19 protein-coding genes are annotated in these 14,445 nt (G+C 55.0%); 14 read left to right on the top strand and 5 right to left on the bottom strand.

The window, feature by feature from the left end:
* Positions 1-70 precede the first annotated feature (70 nt).
* Both rlmB and ACLGE8_RS21005 read left to right on the top strand, forming a co-directional pair.
* Complete coding sequence (gene rlmB, locus ACLGE8_RS21010; RefSeq protein WP_035893302.1) at positions 71-802, top strand: 23S rRNA (guanosine(2251)-2'-O)-methyltransferase RlmB; 732 nt, start codon at positions 71-73, stop codon at positions 800-802.
* Positions 803-987: 185 nt separating this feature from the next.
* Entirely contained in the window at positions 988-2,610 is a 1,623-nt protein-coding gene (locus ACLGE8_RS21005) for an isovaleryl-CoA dehydrogenase (RefSeq protein WP_411000978.1), read from the top strand.
* A 60-nt stretch (positions 2,611-2,670) separates the two neighbouring features.
* Here ACLGE8_RS21005 and yjfN read toward each other — a convergent pair whose 3' ends face one another.
* Complete coding sequence (gene yjfN / locus ACLGE8_RS21000; RefSeq protein WP_305067772.1) at positions 2,671-2,958, bottom strand: DUF1471 family protease activator YjfN; 288 nt, start codon at positions 2,956-2,958, stop codon at positions 2,671-2,673.
* A gap of 116 nt (positions 2,959-3,074) precedes the next feature.
* Entirely contained in the window at positions 3,075-3,383 is a 309-nt protein-coding gene (gene bsmA, locus ACLGE8_RS20995) for a biofilm peroxide resistance protein BsmA (protein WP_220439642.1), read from the bottom strand.
* Positions 3,384-3,588: 205 nt separating this feature from the next.
* Here bsmA and yjfP point away from each other — a divergent pair, with 205 nt between their 5' ends.
* Positions 3,589-4,326 (top strand): esterase, encoded by a 738-nt coding sequence (gene yjfP / locus ACLGE8_RS20990; RefSeq protein ID WP_411000976.1) that lies wholly within the window; start codon positions 3,589-3,591, stop codon positions 4,324-4,326.
* On the opposite strand, the gene ulaR is transcribed toward yjfP, so the two are convergent.
* Together ulaR and ulaG are read right to left on the bottom strand one after the other, a co-directional pair.
* Complete coding sequence (gene ulaR / locus ACLGE8_RS20985) at positions 4,323-5,078, bottom strand: HTH-type transcriptional regulator UlaR (protein ID WP_411000974.1); 756 nt, start codon at positions 5,076-5,078, stop codon at positions 4,323-4,325. The genes yjfP and ulaR overlap by 4 nt on opposite strands.
* Before the next feature lie 222 nt (positions 5,079-5,300).
* Positions 5,301-6,365 (bottom strand): L-ascorbate 6-phosphate lactonase, encoded by a 1,065-nt coding sequence (ulaG, locus tag ACLGE8_RS20980; protein ID WP_411000972.1) that lies wholly within the window; start codon positions 6,363-6,365, stop codon positions 5,301-5,303.
* Positions 6,366-6,727: 362 nt separating this feature from the next.
* Here ulaG and ulaA point away from each other — a divergent pair, with 362 nt between their 5' ends.
* The 6 genes from ulaA to ACLGE8_RS20950 are packed head-to-tail and all read left to right on the top strand — an operon-like array spanning position 6,728 to position 11,133.
* Complete coding sequence (ulaA, locus tag ACLGE8_RS20975) at positions 6,728-8,128, top strand: PTS ascorbate transporter subunit IIC (protein WP_411000970.1); 1,401 nt, start codon at positions 6,728-6,730, stop codon at positions 8,126-8,128.
* Positions 8,129-8,140: 12 nt separating this feature from the next.
* Complete coding sequence (ulaB, locus tag ACLGE8_RS20970; protein WP_259834116.1) at positions 8,141-8,446, top strand: PTS ascorbate transporter subunit IIB; 306 nt, start codon at positions 8,141-8,143, stop codon at positions 8,444-8,446.
* A 9-nt stretch (positions 8,447-8,455) separates the two neighbouring features.
* Positions 8,456-8,923 carry a PTS ascorbate transporter subunit IIA gene (gene ulaC / locus ACLGE8_RS20965; RefSeq protein ID WP_411000968.1) on the top strand — a complete coding sequence of 156 codons (468 nt, stop codon included), beginning with the start codon at positions 8,456-8,458 and terminating at the stop codon, positions 8,921-8,923.
* Between the two features lie 12 nt (positions 8,924-8,935).
* On the top strand, positions 8,936-9,586 hold the full coding sequence (gene ulaD, locus ACLGE8_RS20960; protein ID WP_411000966.1) for a 3-keto-L-gulonate-6-phosphate decarboxylase UlaD: 651 nt from the start codon (positions 8,936-8,938) through the stop codon (positions 9,584-9,586).
* 9 nt (positions 9,587-9,595) lie between these two features.
* Positions 9,596-10,450 carry an L-ribulose-5-phosphate 3-epimerase gene (locus ACLGE8_RS20955; protein WP_411000964.1) on the top strand — a complete coding sequence of 285 codons (855 nt, stop codon included), beginning with the start codon at positions 9,596-9,598 and terminating at the stop codon, positions 10,448-10,450.
* Positions 10,450-11,133, top strand: coding sequence for an L-ribulose-5-phosphate 4-epimerase (locus tag ACLGE8_RS20950; protein WP_411000962.1), 684 nt, complete (start codon positions 10,450-10,452; stop codon positions 11,131-11,133). Before ACLGE8_RS20955 ends, ACLGE8_RS20950 begins: the two co-directional genes overlap by 1 nt.
* Positions 11,134-11,257: 124 nt before the next feature.
* Here the strand turns inward: ACLGE8_RS20950 and ACLGE8_RS20945 are convergent, their stop codons facing one another.
* Positions 11,258-11,533 (bottom strand): DUF1471 domain-containing protein, encoded by a 276-nt coding sequence (locus ACLGE8_RS20945; RefSeq protein ID WP_411000960.1) that lies wholly within the window; start codon positions 11,531-11,533, stop codon positions 11,258-11,260.
* 339 nt (positions 11,534-11,872) lie between these two features.
* Between ACLGE8_RS20945 and rpsF the strand changes: the two genes are divergently transcribed.
* From rpsF to ACLGE8_RS20920, 5 genes are all read left to right on the top strand, one after another.
* Positions 11,873-12,268 (top strand): 30S ribosomal protein S6, encoded by a 396-nt coding sequence (rpsF, locus tag ACLGE8_RS20940; RefSeq protein ID WP_035893279.1) that lies wholly within the window; start codon positions 11,873-11,875, stop codon positions 12,266-12,268.
* 6 nt (positions 12,269-12,274) lie between these two features.
* Positions 12,275-12,589 carry a primosomal replication protein N gene (gene priB / locus ACLGE8_RS20935; RefSeq protein ID WP_062776065.1) on the top strand — a complete coding sequence of 105 codons (315 nt, stop codon included), beginning with the start codon at positions 12,275-12,277 and terminating at the stop codon, positions 12,587-12,589.
* Positions 12,590-12,593: 4 nt separating this feature from the next.
* Positions 12,594-12,821: a 30S ribosomal protein S18 gene (gene rpsR / locus ACLGE8_RS20930; RefSeq protein ID WP_002210155.1), complete on the top strand. Its 228-nt coding sequence runs from the start codon at positions 12,594-12,596 to the stop codon at positions 12,819-12,821.
* 39 nt (positions 12,822-12,860) lie between these two features.
* A complete protein-coding gene (gene rplI / locus ACLGE8_RS20925; protein WP_064546889.1) occupies positions 12,861-13,310 on the top strand; it encodes a 50S ribosomal protein L9 in 450 nt (149 codons plus the stop codon).
* A gap of 146 nt (positions 13,311-13,456) precedes the next feature.
* Entirely contained in the window at positions 13,457-14,383 is a 927-nt protein-coding gene (locus ACLGE8_RS20920) for a DMT family transporter (RefSeq protein WP_411000957.1), read from the top strand.
* Positions 14,384-14,445 lie beyond the last annotated feature (62 nt).

Here is a 14,445-nt window from a genome sequence, read left to right as displayed (position 1 = left end):
CCTTGCCCCCTTCCCGTACGGAAGGGGGAAATAAGGGCAACCCCGAATACACAAGTAACGAGTGAATTGAATGAGCGAAATGATTTACGGCATTCACGCAGTGCAGGCACTGCTGGAGCGCGCGCCTGAACGTTTTCAGGAAGTTTTTATTCTGAAAGGCCGCGACGATAAGCGCCTGATGCCGCTGATCCACGCGCTGGAAGCACAGGGCGTGGTGATCCAGCTGGCGAACCGTCAGTTCCTGGATGAAAAAAGCGAAGGTGCCGTGCACCAGGGCATTATTGCGCGCGTGAAGCCGGGCCGTCAGTATCAGGAAAACGATCTGCCGGATCTGATCGCTTCGCTCGATAGCCCGTTCCTGCTGATCCTCGACGGCGTGACCGATCCGCATAACCTCGGCGCCTGCCTGCGTAGCGCCGATGCCGCTGGCGTGCACGCGGTCATCGTCCCGAAAGACCGCTCGGCGCAACTGAACGCCACGGCAAAAAAAGTGGCCTGCGGCGCTGCCGAAAGCGTTCCGCTGATCCGCGTAACCAACCTGGCGCGTACCATGCGTATGCTGCAGGAAGAGAGCGTCTGGATTGTCGGCACCGCCGGTGAAGCGACCCACACGCTGTACCAGAGTAAAATGACCGGCGCGATGGCGCTGGTGATGGGCGCAGAAGGCGAAGGTATGCGTCGTCTGACCCGCGAACACTGCGATGAGCTGATCAGCATTCCGATGGCGGGCACCGTTTCGTCGCTGAACGTCTCCGTGGCGACCGGCATCTGCCTGTTTGAAGCGGTGCGCCAGCGCAGCTAACCGCCTGATGGCGCTGCGCTTATCAGGCCTACAAATCTTGTAGCCCATCGAGGCGAAGCGCCGCCGGGTTCTGCGTCAAACCACTTTCTGTATGATCTAAGCCACCCTTCCGGGTGGCTTTTTTATTGTGCATCTTCCCTGACCGTCCATACTTAAAAGGTTGCCCATTGACGGAGGGAGACACAATGAACTGGCAAACACACACCGTTTTTAATCAACCTACCCCCTTAAATAACAGTAACCTGTTCTTATCTGATATCGCACTGCTTGACGCGGTTAACCGCTATGACGCCGGCTGGGACAGCGAACTGCTGGCGAGCATCGGTCAACAGCTCGGCACCGCCGAATCGCTGGAGCTTGGCAGACTCGCCAACGCCCATCCCCCTGAATTATTGCGCTATGACCCGCAAGGGCAGCGGCTGGATGACGTTCGCTTTCACCCCGCCTGGCATTTACTGATGCAGGGGCTTTGCGCCAACCGTGTCCACAACCTGCCCTGGGAAGAAGAGGCACGCAGCGGCGCATTCGTTGCCCGCGCCGCGCGCTTTATGCTACATGCGCAGGTGGAAGCCGGCACGCTGTGCCCCATCACCATGACCTTTGCCGCCACGCCGCTGCTGCTAAAAACGCTGCCGTCGCTTTTTGCCGACTGGCACTCGGCGCTGCTTAGCGATCGCTATGACCCGCATCAGTTGCCCGGCGCGCAGAAGCGCGGGCTTTTGATCGGCATGGGGATGACTGAAAAACAGGGTGGTTCGGACGTGCTGAGCAACAGCACGCGAGCGGAAAGGCTGGAGGATGGCAGCTACCAGCTTATCGGGCATAAATGGTTCTATTCGGTGCCGCAAAGCGATGCGCATTTGGTGCTGGCACAGGCCAGCGGCGGGTTAACCTGTTTCTTTGTCCCGCGACTGCTGCCCGATGGCACCCGCAATGCCATTCGCCTTGAGCGGCTGAAAGACAAGCTCGGCAACCGCGCCAACGCCAGCAGCGAAGTCGAGTTCCAGCAGGCGCTTGGCTGGCCGCTGGGCGAAGAGGGGGATGGTATCCGGCAAATCCTCAAAATGGGCGGGCTGACGCGCTTTGACTGTGCGCTGGGCAGCCACAGCCTGATGCGCCGCGCGCTGTCGGTGGCGTTGTATCATGCCTTCCAGCGTCAGGCCTTCGGCCATAACCTGGTCGACCTGCCGCTGATGCGCCAGGTGTTGGGGAAGATGGCGCTCCAGCTGGAAGGGCAGACCGCGTTTATGTTCCGTCTTGCCAGCGCCTGGGGGCAGAATCATCAGCCGCAGGAAGCGCTGTGGGCGCGTCTTTTCACCCCTGCCGCCAAGTTTGCCATTTGCAAGGCGGGTGTTCCGTTCGTGGCGGAGGCGATGGAGGTGCTGGGCGGGATTGGCTACTGCGAAGAGAGCGAACTGCCGCGTCTGTACCGGGAGATGCCGGTGAACAGCATCTGGGAAGGTTCCGGCAATATTATGTGCCTCGACGTGCTACGGGTGCTGGTGAAGCAGCCTGACGCCGTGGCGCTGCTGGTGGCTGAATGTAACGAGGTTAAAGGCCAGGATCGTCATTTCGACCGGCACTGGCGACAGCTGCAGCAGCGGCTGCGTAAGCCTTCCGAATCTCAGGGACGTGAAATGACGCACCAGCTGTACCTGCTGGGAGTTGGCGCGCAGATGCTGCGTCATGCGTCGCCGCCGATGGCTCAGGCCTGGTGTCGAATGATGTTGGATCCGCGAGGCGGTGCGTTGCTGAGCGAAGCGGTGATTAATGACCTGCTGTGTCGGGCGACGGGCGGAGGAAGATAGGCAATAGAGCGGGTGGAAGAGGCGCGACGAGCGTAACGCTTCTTCCACTAGTGACGAGTATTAGGCATAGATAATCGCCTGCGCGCGCCAGTTGTCCTGCTGGGGCTCTTCATACATCTGCACAATGCGATACCAGGAAGCGCCCTGTTCATCTGCCTTACGAGCGATGACCTGTTCGACATCTTCCAGGCTTCCGGTGACGTTATTCACCGAAATCAGCCCAATTTCATTTAGCCCCGTTACGCAATCTGCGCTGGCGAACTCTGCAGATTGCGCCGCCGCGGCATGACTGCCGCCTGACAAAAGCAGGGTAGATAAGGTAAGTGTTTGTTTCATCGTCAGCTCCATTTCACATAACCCAGTGGGGGCAGTCCATAGCAGACGCATATCCTGTATCCAGACAGAGGCGCCATTGTGCATCAGGGAAACGTGAAACGGTGCAAACCTACGTAAAGCTCGTAAAACTACTTACGGTAGAGGATGGCCTGCGCATACCACTGGCCCGGCACTACGGTGTCATCCATCATGACGATCACGTAGTAATCTGCCTTTTGCGCGGTGACTTTCTCTTTGATAGACGCTTCAACGTCCATCGGAGAGCCAAACACCAGCGCGCTAACCGTACCCATGCGCTGCAAACCTTCCGTCTGGTTGCGGCGTATTTCTTGTGGATGGTCGGTGACCGGCGGAGGCGCTTCAGGCGTGCCTTCCAGAATGGTACAACCGCTCAACAAGAGCGCCAGCAACAGTGGGATAAACCGTCGTTTAGCCATTTCCCGTTTCCTGATAGTCATAGTGTAGTGGGGAAAGCATTTCGCTTTAGGCGAATGTTCCTGATTTGTTAACCATAGCGCTATTTTCGAATGAAAATATCACGATTTCGTAACCGGGTTCTCAATGTTATAAATCAGGCGTATTGTCGTCATCATACTGCATCAATTTTTGTATGCCATCTCAGCATAGCTAAGGAGATAACTCATGATTGAACTGGAAATGCGCACCCTGGCAGGACAGCAAATTTTGCACGCTTACCCAAAGGGATGTAGTGAAAAGGCGCTTCCCAGCATAGTGTTTTATCACGGTTTCACCTCGTCGAACGTTGTTTATAGCTATTTTGCCGTGGCGCTGGCGCAGGCGGGATTTCGAGTGGTGATGCCCAACGCAGCCGAGCATGGGGAACGCTTCAACGGCGATGGCGCCGAGCGGCTACAGCATTTCTGGCAGATTCTGGTGCAGAACTTTACCGAGTTCCCGGCGCTGCGCGATGCACTTCTGGCAAGCGGGCTGGTGGGCGACGGGCGATTGGCGGTGGCTGGTGCTTCAATGGGCGGCATGACCGCGCTGGGGCTGATGGCGCAGCATCCGGAGCTGAAATGCGTGGCGAGCCTGATGGGGTCGGGCTATTTCACATCGCTTTCCCAGACCTTATTCCCACCGTCTGCGGCAAACAGCATCGAGAAGGCGCGCCTGCTGGCTCCGCTGACGAAGTGGGACATCGGGCATCAGCTGGCGCGTCTGGCAGACCGTCCTTTGCTGTTATGGCATGGAGAAGAAGATGACGTGGTGCCAGCGGGGGAGACATTCCGTCTACAGCAGGCGCTGCGTGAGTCCGGACTGGACGAGCGTCTTACCTGCATTTGGCAGGCGGGTGTTCGCCACCGTATTACGCCTGAAGCGCTGGACAGTACGGTGGCCTTTTTCAACCAGCATCTTTAAACGCGGATAACCTTCACTCCCTGATCCTCAAGCTTTTTGAGGATCTCCGGATCAGCCTGCTTGCCGGTGATCAGCAGATCGATCTCATCGGCACGGCTAAACAGCATCCCCGCCCGTTCGCCGACCTTGCTGCTATCGACCAGTACGACAAGCTTGCCCACCACGTTCAGCATTTTCTGTTCTGCCATGGCGGTGAGCATGTCGGTTTTGTACAACCCTTCCGCCGTCAGCCCTTTGCCGCTGGTAAACATCCAGTGCCCGGCGTACAAGCTGTTTTCGCTGCCCTGTGGGCTGAGCGTGATGGCGTGGCTGCGGTTGTACTGCCCGCCCATAATGATCACGCTGTCGTGTTCTTGATCGATAAGGTAATTCGCCAGCGGCAGGTAGTTGGTGATGATCTGCACCGGTTTACCGCAGATCTCCTGGCCAACCAGGAAAGCGGTCGATCCACAGTTGATCACCACGCTTTCACCAGGCATCACCAGCTGCGACGCCGCTTTCGCAATGCGCACTTTCTCATCGTGATTTTGTGCCTGATGAATGTTCATTGGCGACCAGCGAGGACGCTGTTGGTTAACGGCTTCGGCACCGTTGCGCACTTTTTTCAGCTTGCCGCTTTCATCAAGCTTGTTGATGTCCCTACGGGCCGTAGCGGGTGAGATCCCCAGACGGGAAATCACCTGCTCTACTGTTATAAAACCCGCTTGCGCCAGCAGTTCCAGTAGAATCTGATGTCTTTGCGCTTCCGTCATGAGCTAATCCGAAAAAAAATGATGATTAAAGATGATATTTGAAAAATAGCCAAAATACTAAAAGTATATGGGCTATTTCCCGGGGTCGATGTTGACGTATCTCGCCCGGGTACGGAGGGGGTAGGCCTGATAAGCGCAGCGCCATCAGGCAACACGGAGCAGGATGCGGGATGGCGGCGTAACGCCTTATCCGGCCTACAAAGGTTCGCTCGCCCCCTAATTTTACAAGAATGATTTAAACGGCAGATCCGGCTCAATGGTGAAGCAATCGTCGAAGCCGCGCGGATAGTGATATTCGAAGTTATCTTTATCCAGCGGCCAGGTGAACTTGCCGCCAACTTGCCAGATAAACGGCTTGAATCCGTATTTCAGGCGGTCTTTTTTCATCTCCCACAGCACACGAATTTCCTGCGGATCGGCCTGGAAGTTTGACCAGATATCATGGTGGAAAGGGATCACCACTTTGGTGTTCAGCGCTTCGGCCATACGCAGCATATCGGCGCTGGTCATTTTGTCGGTGATCCCGCGCGGGTTCTCGCCGTAAGAGCCCAGCGCAACGTCGATATGATGCTCGTTGCCGTGCCTGGCGTAGTAGTTAGAGTAGTGGGAGTCACCGCTGTGATACAGGGTGCCGCCCGGCGTTTTGAACAGGTAATTTACGGCGCGCGCGTCCATACCGTCCGGCAGTACGCCAGCGGCTTTTTGATCGGCAGGCAACGTAATTAGTGCGGTACGGTCAAAGGCATCAAGCGCATGAATTTCAATATCTTTTACCTTCACCACGTCGCCTGGCTTCACCACGATGCAGCGCTCTTTTGGCACGCCCCAGCCAACCCACAGATCGACGCAGGTTTGCGGCCCGATAAACGGCACATCGTCCGCGCAGTTCTGCATGACGGCGGCCGCCACGTTGACGTCGATATGGTCGTTATGATCGTGGGTCGCCAGCACGGCGTCGATCTCGCGGATAGCGAATGGATCCAGCACAAACGGCGTGGTACGCAGATTCGGCTGTAATTTTTTCACCCCCGCCATGCGCTGCATCTGATGGCCCTGTTTCATCAGCGGGTTGCCGTGACTCTGTTTCCCCGTGCCGCACCAGAAATCGACGCAGACGTTGGTGCCGCCCTCGGATTTCAACCAGATACCGGTACAACCCAGCCACCACATCGCAAAGGTGCCCGGTGCAACCTGCTCCTGCTCAATCTCTTCATTCAGCCAGCTGCCCCACTCAGGGAAGGTGCTCAGGATCCAGGATTCTCGCGAGATGGTCTCAACTTTACTCATCGTGTTTTCCTCTTAAATCGTCATAAGTAATCATTTTGTGATTTGTTGTGATTGATACTGTCACCGTTTTTTCATTATTGCAATCATGATTTTTGGCGCCAGAGAGGAGTGTCGCAATAAGAGGTAACCATAATTCAATAATTGTTAAGCTATGTTTATTTTATATCTAGTTGATTTTATTCGATTATTTTAATGGTGATTAAATGGTTATTAATTCCATAGTGTTGATATGTTTATTATTGCGGCGCACGTCACATTTAATCAAATTGAATCTTGTTGTGATTATTTTTGATTATTAGAGTGTGTCACACCACCGCTGAGCAGGGTTGCTGGTTCAGCCACTTCATTTATCGGAGAGCGTTATGGAGATCCTCTACAACATCTTTACCGTCTTTTTTAATCAGGTGATGACCAACGCCCCGCTGTTGCTGGGTATCGTGACCTGTGTCGGCTATATCCTGCTGCGCAAAAGCGTCAGCGTGATTATCAAAGGCACCATCAAGACGATTATCGGCTTTATGCTTCTGCAGGCGGGGTCTGGCATCCTGACCAGCACCTTCAAACCGGTTGTGGCGAAGATGTCTGAGGTGTACGGCATCAACGGTGCCATCTCCGATACCTACGCCTCAATGATGGCGACCATCGAACGCATGGGCGATGCCTATAGCTGGGTGGGGTATGCGGTGCTGTTAGCGCTGGCGCTGAACATCTGCTACGTGCTGCTGAGGCGCATCACGGGGATTCGCACCATCATGCTCACCGGGCACATCATGTTCCAGCAGGCCGGGCTGATTGCGGTGTTCTTCTATATCTGCGGATACTCGATGTGGACCACCATTATCTGCACCGCGGTGCTGGTGTCGCTCTACTGGGGCATTACCTCCAACATGATGTACAAGCCGACGCAGGAAGTGACGGATAACTGCGGCTTCTCCATCGGTCACCAGCAGCAGTTTGCCTCGTGGATTGCCTACAAAGTTGCGCCGTTCCTCGGTAAGAAAGAGGAGAGCGTGGAAGAGCTGAAGCTGCCTGGCTGGCTCAATATTTTCCACGACAACATTGTTTCTACCGCCATCGTCATGACGGTCTTCTTCGGCGCCATTCTGCTTTCGTTCGGTCTGGACGTGGTGCAGGCCATGGCCGGTAAGACCCACTGGACTATCTACATTCTGCAAACCGGCTTCTCGTTTGCGGTGGCGATTTTCATCATCACTCAGGGTGTGCGCATGTTCGTCGCCGAGCTGTCCGAAGCCTTCAACGGCATCTCTCAGCGCCTGATCCCTGGCGCCGTGCTGGCGATTGACTGCGCCGCGATTTATAGCTTTGCGCCAAACGCCGTTGTGTGGGGCTTTATGTGGGGCACCATCGGCCAGTTGATTGCCGTGGGCATTCTGGTCGGCTGCGGCTCTTCCATCCTGATTATTCCTGGCTTTATCCCGATGTTCTTCTCTAACGCCACTATCGGCGTCTTCGCTAACCACTTCGGCGGCTGGCGTGCGGCGCTCAAGATTTGTCTGGTGATGGGGATGATTGAAATCTTCGGCTGCGTATGGGCGGTGAAACTGACCGGCATGAGCGCCTGGATGGGGATGGCCGACTGGTCAATTCTGGCACCACCGATGATGCAGGGCTTTGCCTCCATCGGGCTGATTTTTATGGCCGTCATTATCGTGATTGCTCTGGCTTATATGTTCTTCGCTGGCCGCGCGCTGCGCGCCGAAGAAGATGCGGAAAAACAAATGGCAGAAGTTTCTGCTTCATAAGGAATTTTGACTATGACTGTACGTATTCTGGCTGTATGTGGTAACGGGCAGGGCAGCTCCATGATCATGAAGATGAAAGTGGACCAGTTTTTAACCCAATCAAATATCGACCATACCGTAAATAGCTGCGCGGTAGGCGAATACAAAAGCGAACTGAATGGGGCAGACATCATCATCGCGTCCACCCATATTGCCGGTGAAATCACCGTGAGCGGAAATAAATATGTGGTTGGTGTGCGCAACATGCTGTCGCCTGCCGATTTTGGGCCAAAACTGCTGGAAGTGATCAAAGAACATTTCCCGCAGGATGTGAAGTAAGGACGCCCCATGAAATTACGTGATTCGCTGGTGCAGAACCATTCCATTTTGCTCCAGGCTGAAGCCAACACCTGGCAGGAAGCCGTCAAGCTGAGCGTCGATCTGCTGGTTAAAGCTGATGTCGTTGAGCCGCGTTACTACCAGGCCATTCTCGATGGTGTTGCTGAACACGGCCCCTATTTTGTGATTGCACCAGGCCTGGCGATGCCGCACGGTCGCCCGGAAGAGGGGGTGAAGAAAACCGGTTTTGCGCTGGTCACGCTGAAAACGCCGCTGGTGTTTAACCATGAAGATAACGATCCGGTCGATATCCTCATCACCATGGCAGCAGTAGATGCCAATACCCATCAGGAGGTGGGCATCATGCAGATCGTTAACCTGTTTGATGATGAAGCCAATTTTGACCGCTTACGGGCCTGCCGCACCGAGCAGGAAGTTCTGGATTTAATCGATCACGCCACTGCGGCGGCTGTTTAAGAGGGAATTGAAATGTCATTACCAATGTTGCAGGTTGCGCTGGATAACCAAACGATGTCTTCAGCCTACGAAACGACCCGTCTGATTGCGGAAGAAGTGGATATCATTGAAGTGGGAACCATTCTGTGCGTCGGTGAAGGCGTGCGCGCCGTTCGCGACCTGAAGGCGCTCTATCCGCACAAAATCGTGCTGGCGGATGCCAAGATTGCCGATGCGGGCAAAATCCTCTCCCGTATGTGCTTTGAAGCCAACGCCGACTGGGTGACAGTGATCTGCTGCGCGGATATCAACACCGCTAAAGGCGCGCTGGACGTAGCAAAAGAGTTTAACGGCGACGTACAGATTGAACTGACCGGCTACTGGACCTGGGAACAGGCCAAAGAGTGGCGCGATGCGGGTATTCAGCAGGTGGTGTATCACCGCAGCCGCGATGCGCAGGCGGCCGGTGTGGCCTGGGGCGACGCGGATATTACAGCGATCAAGCGCCTGTCAGATATGGGCTTCAAAGTGACCGTTACCGGAGGTCTGGCGCTGGAAGATCTGCCGCTGTTTGCGGGCATTCCAATTCACGTCTTTATTGCTGGTCGTAGCATTCGTGATGCGGCATCCCCGGTGGAAGCAGCGCGTCAATTCAAGCGTTCTATTGCTCAGCTTTGGGGCTAAGGAGCGGGTATGTTGTCGAAACAGACACCGCTCGGCATCTATGAAAAAGCGCTCCCTGCCGGGGAGTGCTGGCTGGAACGCCTGCGTCTGGCGAAAGAGCTGGGTTTTGATTTTGTTGAAATGTCGGTGGATGAAACCGACGAGCGTCTGTCGCGCCTCGACTGGAGTAGCGAGCAGCGTTTAGCGCTGGTGAGTGCGATAGCGGAAACCGGTGTTCGCGTGCCGTCGATGTGTTTGAGCGCGCATCGCCGTTTCCCGCTGGGTTGCGAAGACGATGACGTTCGCAACCAGGGGCTGGAGATTATGTGTAAAGCTATCCGCTTCGCACAGGATATCGGCATCCGGGTGATTCAGCTGGCGGGATACGACGTCTATTACCAGCAGGCAAACGACGAAACGCGTCGGCGCTTTCGCGACGGCCTGAAGGAGAGCGTGGAAATGGCCAGCCGCGCGCAGGTCACGCTAGCGATGGAGATCATGGATTACCCGCTGATGAACTCCATCAGTAAGGCGCTTGGCTACGCGCACTACCTGAATAACCCGTGGTTCCAGCTTTATCCGGACATCGGCAACCTGTCGGCCTGGGATAACGACGTACAGATGGAGTTACAGGCCGGGATAGGGCATATCGTCGCCGTACACGTGAAGGATACGAAGCCTGGCGTCTTTAAAAACGTCCCCTTCGGCGAAGGTGTTGTCGATTTTGAACGCTGCTTTGAAACGTTACGCGAAAGCGGCTACTGCGGCCCGTATCTGATTGAGATGTGGAGTGAAACCTCGGACGACCCGATGCGGGAAGTAGCAAAAGCGCGCGATTGGGTGAAGGCCAGAATGGCCCGCGCCGGACTGGTGGAGGCGGCATAATGCAACAGCTAAAACAGCAGGTGTTCGATGCCAACATGGATTTGCCGCGCTATGGTCTGGTGACCTTTACCTGGGGCAACGTCAGCGCTATCGACCGTGAACGCGGCCGGGTGGTGATTAAACCTAGCGGCGTCGCGTATGAGACTATGACCGTGGATGACATGGTGGTGGTGGATATGGACGGCAACGTGGTCGAAGGTCGCTACCGTCCTTCTTCCGACACCGCGACGCATCTGGCGATGTACCGCCGCTATTCGTCGCTCGGCGGCGTCGTGCATACCCACTCCACCCATGCGACATCGTGGGCGCAGGCGGGGCTGGCGATTCCTGCGCTGGGAACGACCCATGCGGACTACTTTTTTGGCGATATTCCCTGCACCCGTGCGTTAACGGAGGCTGAAGTTCAGGGGGAATATGAGCTGAATACCGGCAAGGTGATCATCGAGACGCTGGGCGACGTTGAACCACTGCATACGCCGGGGATCGTGGTGTATCAGCATGGCCCGTTCGCCTGGGGGAAAGATGCGCACGACGCGGTGCATAACGCGGTGGTGATGGAAGAGGTGGCAAAAATGGCGTGGATTGCGCGTGGTATCAACCCGGCGCTCAACCCAATTGACAGCTACCTGATGAATAAACATTTTATGCGTAAGCATGGGCCGAACGCCTATTACGGGCAGTGACCGTTTAACCCAAAATATGCTCCGGGATTTGTACGCCTTCGGGATGTTACTGGTCTGATTCCGGAGCCTTTTTATGGCTGGCGTTCTTCGCCCTCGGGGCGGGGGCGAAGAACGAAGCACGGGATTAGCGATACAGCGCAGCGCTCGCGTGGATCAAACCGTTGCTTCCGGGTTCATGTATCAGGATAGGCTGGAAGTATTTCGCCCCCCGAGCATCGCTCTTCTGACTGAGCGCCTGGTCGGCCTCTTGCTCAGTGGCGATATTATGGTTGATATAGATAACCCCCAGGCTCTGAACATCGTCCATGTTACGTGCCTGATGGCCATCGATCTTAATGGCAGCCTGTGCGCTGGCGCTTGCCAGTAACACAGCCATTGCGGCAATGACGATAGATTTCATACTCGACTCCTTACTGACAGTCCTGGCGCTAACGCGGGGCTCTCCTCTTGCTGTGGTTGACTACTGACTTAATTGTAATCGGTCTTTGGCAACTGTATGGCGACCTTTTCTGATGCTGTTGTTCAAAAAATTGCCGCATTCGGGGCTGTTTAATTTTAAATCACTGACTTAGTTCGACTTTGCGTTTTGTGTGAATTTTTTGCGCAATCAGCTTGAGTTTCCCGGGGCTGGCAAGTATTATTACGCGTCATTTTTCAGCCGACCTTTAACACGTTCCTTGCCTCCATGGGCCTCGGCTGACCCAGACAGGAGGCTGAATAATCCGTAAGGAGCAATTCGATGCGTCATTACGAAATCGTTTTTATGGTCCATCCTGACCAGAGCGAACAGGTTCCGGGTATGATCGAGCGCTACACTGGTGCAATCACTGCAGCAGAAGGCACGATCCACCGTCTGGAAGACTGGGGCCGCCGTCAGCTGGCTTACCCGATCAACAAACTGCACAAAGCTCACTACGTTCTGCTGAACGTTGAAGCGCCGCAGGAAGTGATCGATGAGCTGGAAACTAACTTCCGCTTCAACGATGCCGTTATCCGCAGCATGGTTATGCGTACTAAGCACGCTGTTACCGAAGCGTCTCCGATGGTTAAAGCGAAAGACGAGCGTCGTGAACGTCGCGATGATTTCGCAAACGAAACCTCAGATGATGCTGAAGCTGGGGATTCTGAAGAGTAATTTCTGATGACCAATCGTCTGGTGTTATCCGGCACAGTGTGCAGAACACCGCTTCGCAAGGTCAGCCCATCAGGAATTCCTCATTGCCAGTTCGTGCTTGAGCATCGTTCTGTGCAGGAGGAAGCCGGTTTTCACCGGCAGGCGTGGTGCCAAATGCCCGTTATTATTAGCGGTCACGAAAACCAAGCCATTACTCACAGTATAACGGTCGGTAGTGCAGTCACCGTTCAGGGTTTTATCTGTTGCCACAAAGCAAAGAATGGCCTGAGCAAAATGGTTCTGCATGCCGAGCAGATTGAATTGATAGATTCTGGAGACTAGCCATATGGCACGTTATTTCCGTCGTCGCAAGTTCTGCCGTTTCACCGCGGAAGGCGTTGTTGAGATCGATTACAAAGACATCGCAACGTTGAAAAACTACATTACCGAAAGCGGTAAAATTGTCCCGAGCCGTATCACCGGTACTCGTGCAAAATACCAGCGTCAGCTGGCTCGCTGCATCAAGCGCGCTCGCTACCTGTCCCTGCTGCCGTATACCGATCGTCATCAGTAATCGGCCGCTGTCTATTAACGACTTTAAGAGGATAAGGTAATGCAAGTTATTCTGCTTGATAAAGTAGCAAACCTGGGTAGCCTGGGTGATCAGGTTAACGTTAAAGCGGGCTACGCTCGTAACTTCCTGGTACCACAGGGTAAAGCTGTTCCTGCTACCAAGAAAAACGTTGAATTCTTCGAAGCACGCCGCGCTGAACTGGAAGCCAAACTGGCTGACGTTCTGTCTGCTGCTGAAGCTCGTGCTGCGCAGATCAATGCACTGGAATCCGTAACCATCGCGTCTAAAGCAGGCGACGAAGGTAAACTGTTCGGTTCCATCGGTACTCGCGACATCGCTGACGCTGTAACTGCAGCTGGCGTTAAAGTTGCTAAGAGCGAAGTTCGTCTGCCGAACGGCGTTCTGCGTACCACTGGTGAGCACGAAGTGGACTTCCAGGTTCACAGCGAAGTGTTCGCTAAAGTTATCATCAACGTTGTTGCTGAGTAATCTGCAACCCACGTTTTGATAACAACAAACCGCCGGCCTTGTGCCGGCGTTTTGCTTTTTAGGCCCACCACTTTTCGACTGGCTATCTTTCGTCCTTTTCGCGATAATCAAAAAATTAAAACAATATTTTAATTTTCGGTGAAAGAATGGAAACTCTGCGCCAGCATCCTCTGTTTTCCCGTAAAAACATCGTTTATCTCTGTGCCGCATTCTGCTGTCTGCTGTGGGGAAGCGCCTACCCGGCGATTAAGAGCGGGTATGAGCTGTTTCAGATCGCCGCCGATGATATCCCGACTAAAATCGTCTTTGCAGGCTACCGCTTCCTGTTTGCCGGGCTGATACTGCTTCTGCTGGCGATGGCGCAGCGCAAGCCGGTGGCACGGCTGAGCGCGCGCCAGTTTGGTCAGCTGACCCTGCTGGGGCTAACGCAGACTTCTCTGCAGTACATCTTCTTCTACATCGGTCTCGCCTTCACCACCGGGGTGAAAGGCTCCATCATGAACGCTACCGGCACCTTCTTTAGCGTGCTGCTGGCGCACTTTATCTACCAGAACGACCGGCTGAGCTATAACAAGACGCTGGGCTGTATTCTCGGTTTTGCCGGGGTGATGGCGGTGAACTTCAACAGCGGGCTGCTGGACTTCAACTTTAGCCTGGGCGATGGCTCGGTGGTGCTGGCGGCGTTTATCCTGTCGGCGGCGTCGCTGTACGGGAAACGTATCTCCCAAACGGTCGACCCGACGGTGATGACAGGCTATCAGCTGGCGCTGGGCGGTCTGGCGCTGGTGGTCGGCGGCTACTTGAGCGACGGTACACTGACTTTCCACGGTTTCTCATCGGTGGCGATTCTTGGCTATCTGACGCTGCTCTCGTCGGTGGCCTTCGCGCTGTGGAGCATTCTGCTCAAGTACAACCGCGTGGGCATGATTGCACCGTTCAACTTCCTGATCCCGGTATCGGGTTCGGTGCTGTCGGCGATTTTCCTCGGTGAAAATATTCTCGAGTGGAAATACGCGCTGGCGCTGGTGCTGGTCTGTTCGGGGATTTGGTGGGTGAACAAGGTGAAGCGGTAATGCCTGATGGCGCTACGCTTATCAGGCCTACCATCGCCGGCCTGCTTGGGGATTTGGTGGGT

Origin of the sequence: Kluyvera sp. 142486, from assembly GCF_046569695.1 — a bacterium.
In the GTDB taxonomy this organism is placed as follows: Bacteria; Pseudomonadota; Gammaproteobacteria; order Enterobacterales; family Enterobacteriaceae; genus Kluyvera.
The sequence above is the reverse complement of the archived record's forward strand: the minus strand, read 5'-3'. Positions and strand labels throughout refer to the sequence as shown.

Excerpts from the sequence above, each read along its gene's own strand:
- ulaA (WP_411000970.1), top strand. The coding sequence starts at position 6,728 with ATGGAGATCCTCTACAACATCTTTACCGTCTTTTTTAATCAGGTGATG.
- priB (WP_062776065.1), top strand. The coding sequence starts at position 12,275 with ATGACCAATCGTCTGGTGTTATCCGGCACAGTGTGCAGAACACCGCTT.
- ulaD (WP_411000966.1), top strand. The coding sequence starts at position 8,936 with ATGTCATTACCAATGTTGCAGGTTGCGCTGGATAACCAAACGATGTCT.
- ACLGE8_RS20945 (WP_411000960.1), bottom strand. The coding sequence starts at position 11,533 with ATGAAATCTATCGTCATTGCCGCAATGGCTGTGTTACTGGCAAGCGCC.
- rlmB (WP_035893302.1), top strand. The coding sequence starts at position 71 with ATGAGCGAAATGATTTACGGCATTCACGCAGTGCAGGCACTGCTGGAG.
- ACLGE8_RS20920 (WP_411000957.1), top strand. The coding sequence starts at position 13,457 with ATGGAAACTCTGCGCCAGCATCCTCTGTTTTCCCGTAAAAACATCGTT.
- rpsR (WP_002210155.1), top strand. The coding sequence starts at position 12,594 with ATGGCACGTTATTTCCGTCGTCGCAAGTTCTGCCGTTTCACCGCGGAA.
- ACLGE8_RS21005 (WP_411000978.1), top strand. The coding sequence starts at position 988 with ATGAACTGGCAAACACACACCGTTTTTAATCAACCTACCCCCTTAAAT.
- yjfN (WP_305067772.1), bottom strand. The coding sequence starts at position 2,958 with ATGGAGCTGACGATGAAACAAACACTTACCTTATCTACCCTGCTTTTG.
- bsmA (WP_220439642.1), bottom strand. The coding sequence starts at position 3,383 with ATGGCTAAACGACGGTTTATCCCACTGTTGCTGGCGCTCTTGTTGAGC.
- ulaC (WP_411000968.1), top strand. The coding sequence starts at position 8,456 with ATGAAATTACGTGATTCGCTGGTGCAGAACCATTCCATTTTGCTCCAG.
- rpsF (WP_035893279.1), top strand. The coding sequence starts at position 11,873 with ATGCGTCATTACGAAATCGTTTTTATGGTCCATCCTGACCAGAGCGAA.
- ulaB (WP_259834116.1), top strand. The coding sequence starts at position 8,141 with ATGACTGTACGTATTCTGGCTGTATGTGGTAACGGGCAGGGCAGCTCC.
- rplI (WP_064546889.1), top strand. The coding sequence starts at position 12,861 with ATGCAAGTTATTCTGCTTGATAAAGTAGCAAACCTGGGTAGCCTGGGT.
- yjfP (WP_411000976.1), top strand. The coding sequence starts at position 3,589 with ATGATTGAACTGGAAATGCGCACCCTGGCAGGACAGCAAATTTTGCAC.
- ACLGE8_RS20955 (WP_411000964.1), top strand. The coding sequence starts at position 9,596 with ATGTTGTCGAAACAGACACCGCTCGGCATCTATGAAAAAGCGCTCCCT.
- ACLGE8_RS20950 (WP_411000962.1), top strand. The coding sequence starts at position 10,450 with ATGCAACAGCTAAAACAGCAGGTGTTCGATGCCAACATGGATTTGCCG.
- ulaG (WP_411000972.1), bottom strand. The coding sequence starts at position 6,365 with ATGAGTAAAGTTGAGACCATCTCGCGAGAATCCTGGATCCTGAGCACC.
- ulaR (WP_411000974.1), bottom strand. The coding sequence starts at position 5,078 with ATGACGGAAGCGCAAAGACATCAGATTCTACTGGAACTGCTGGCGCAA.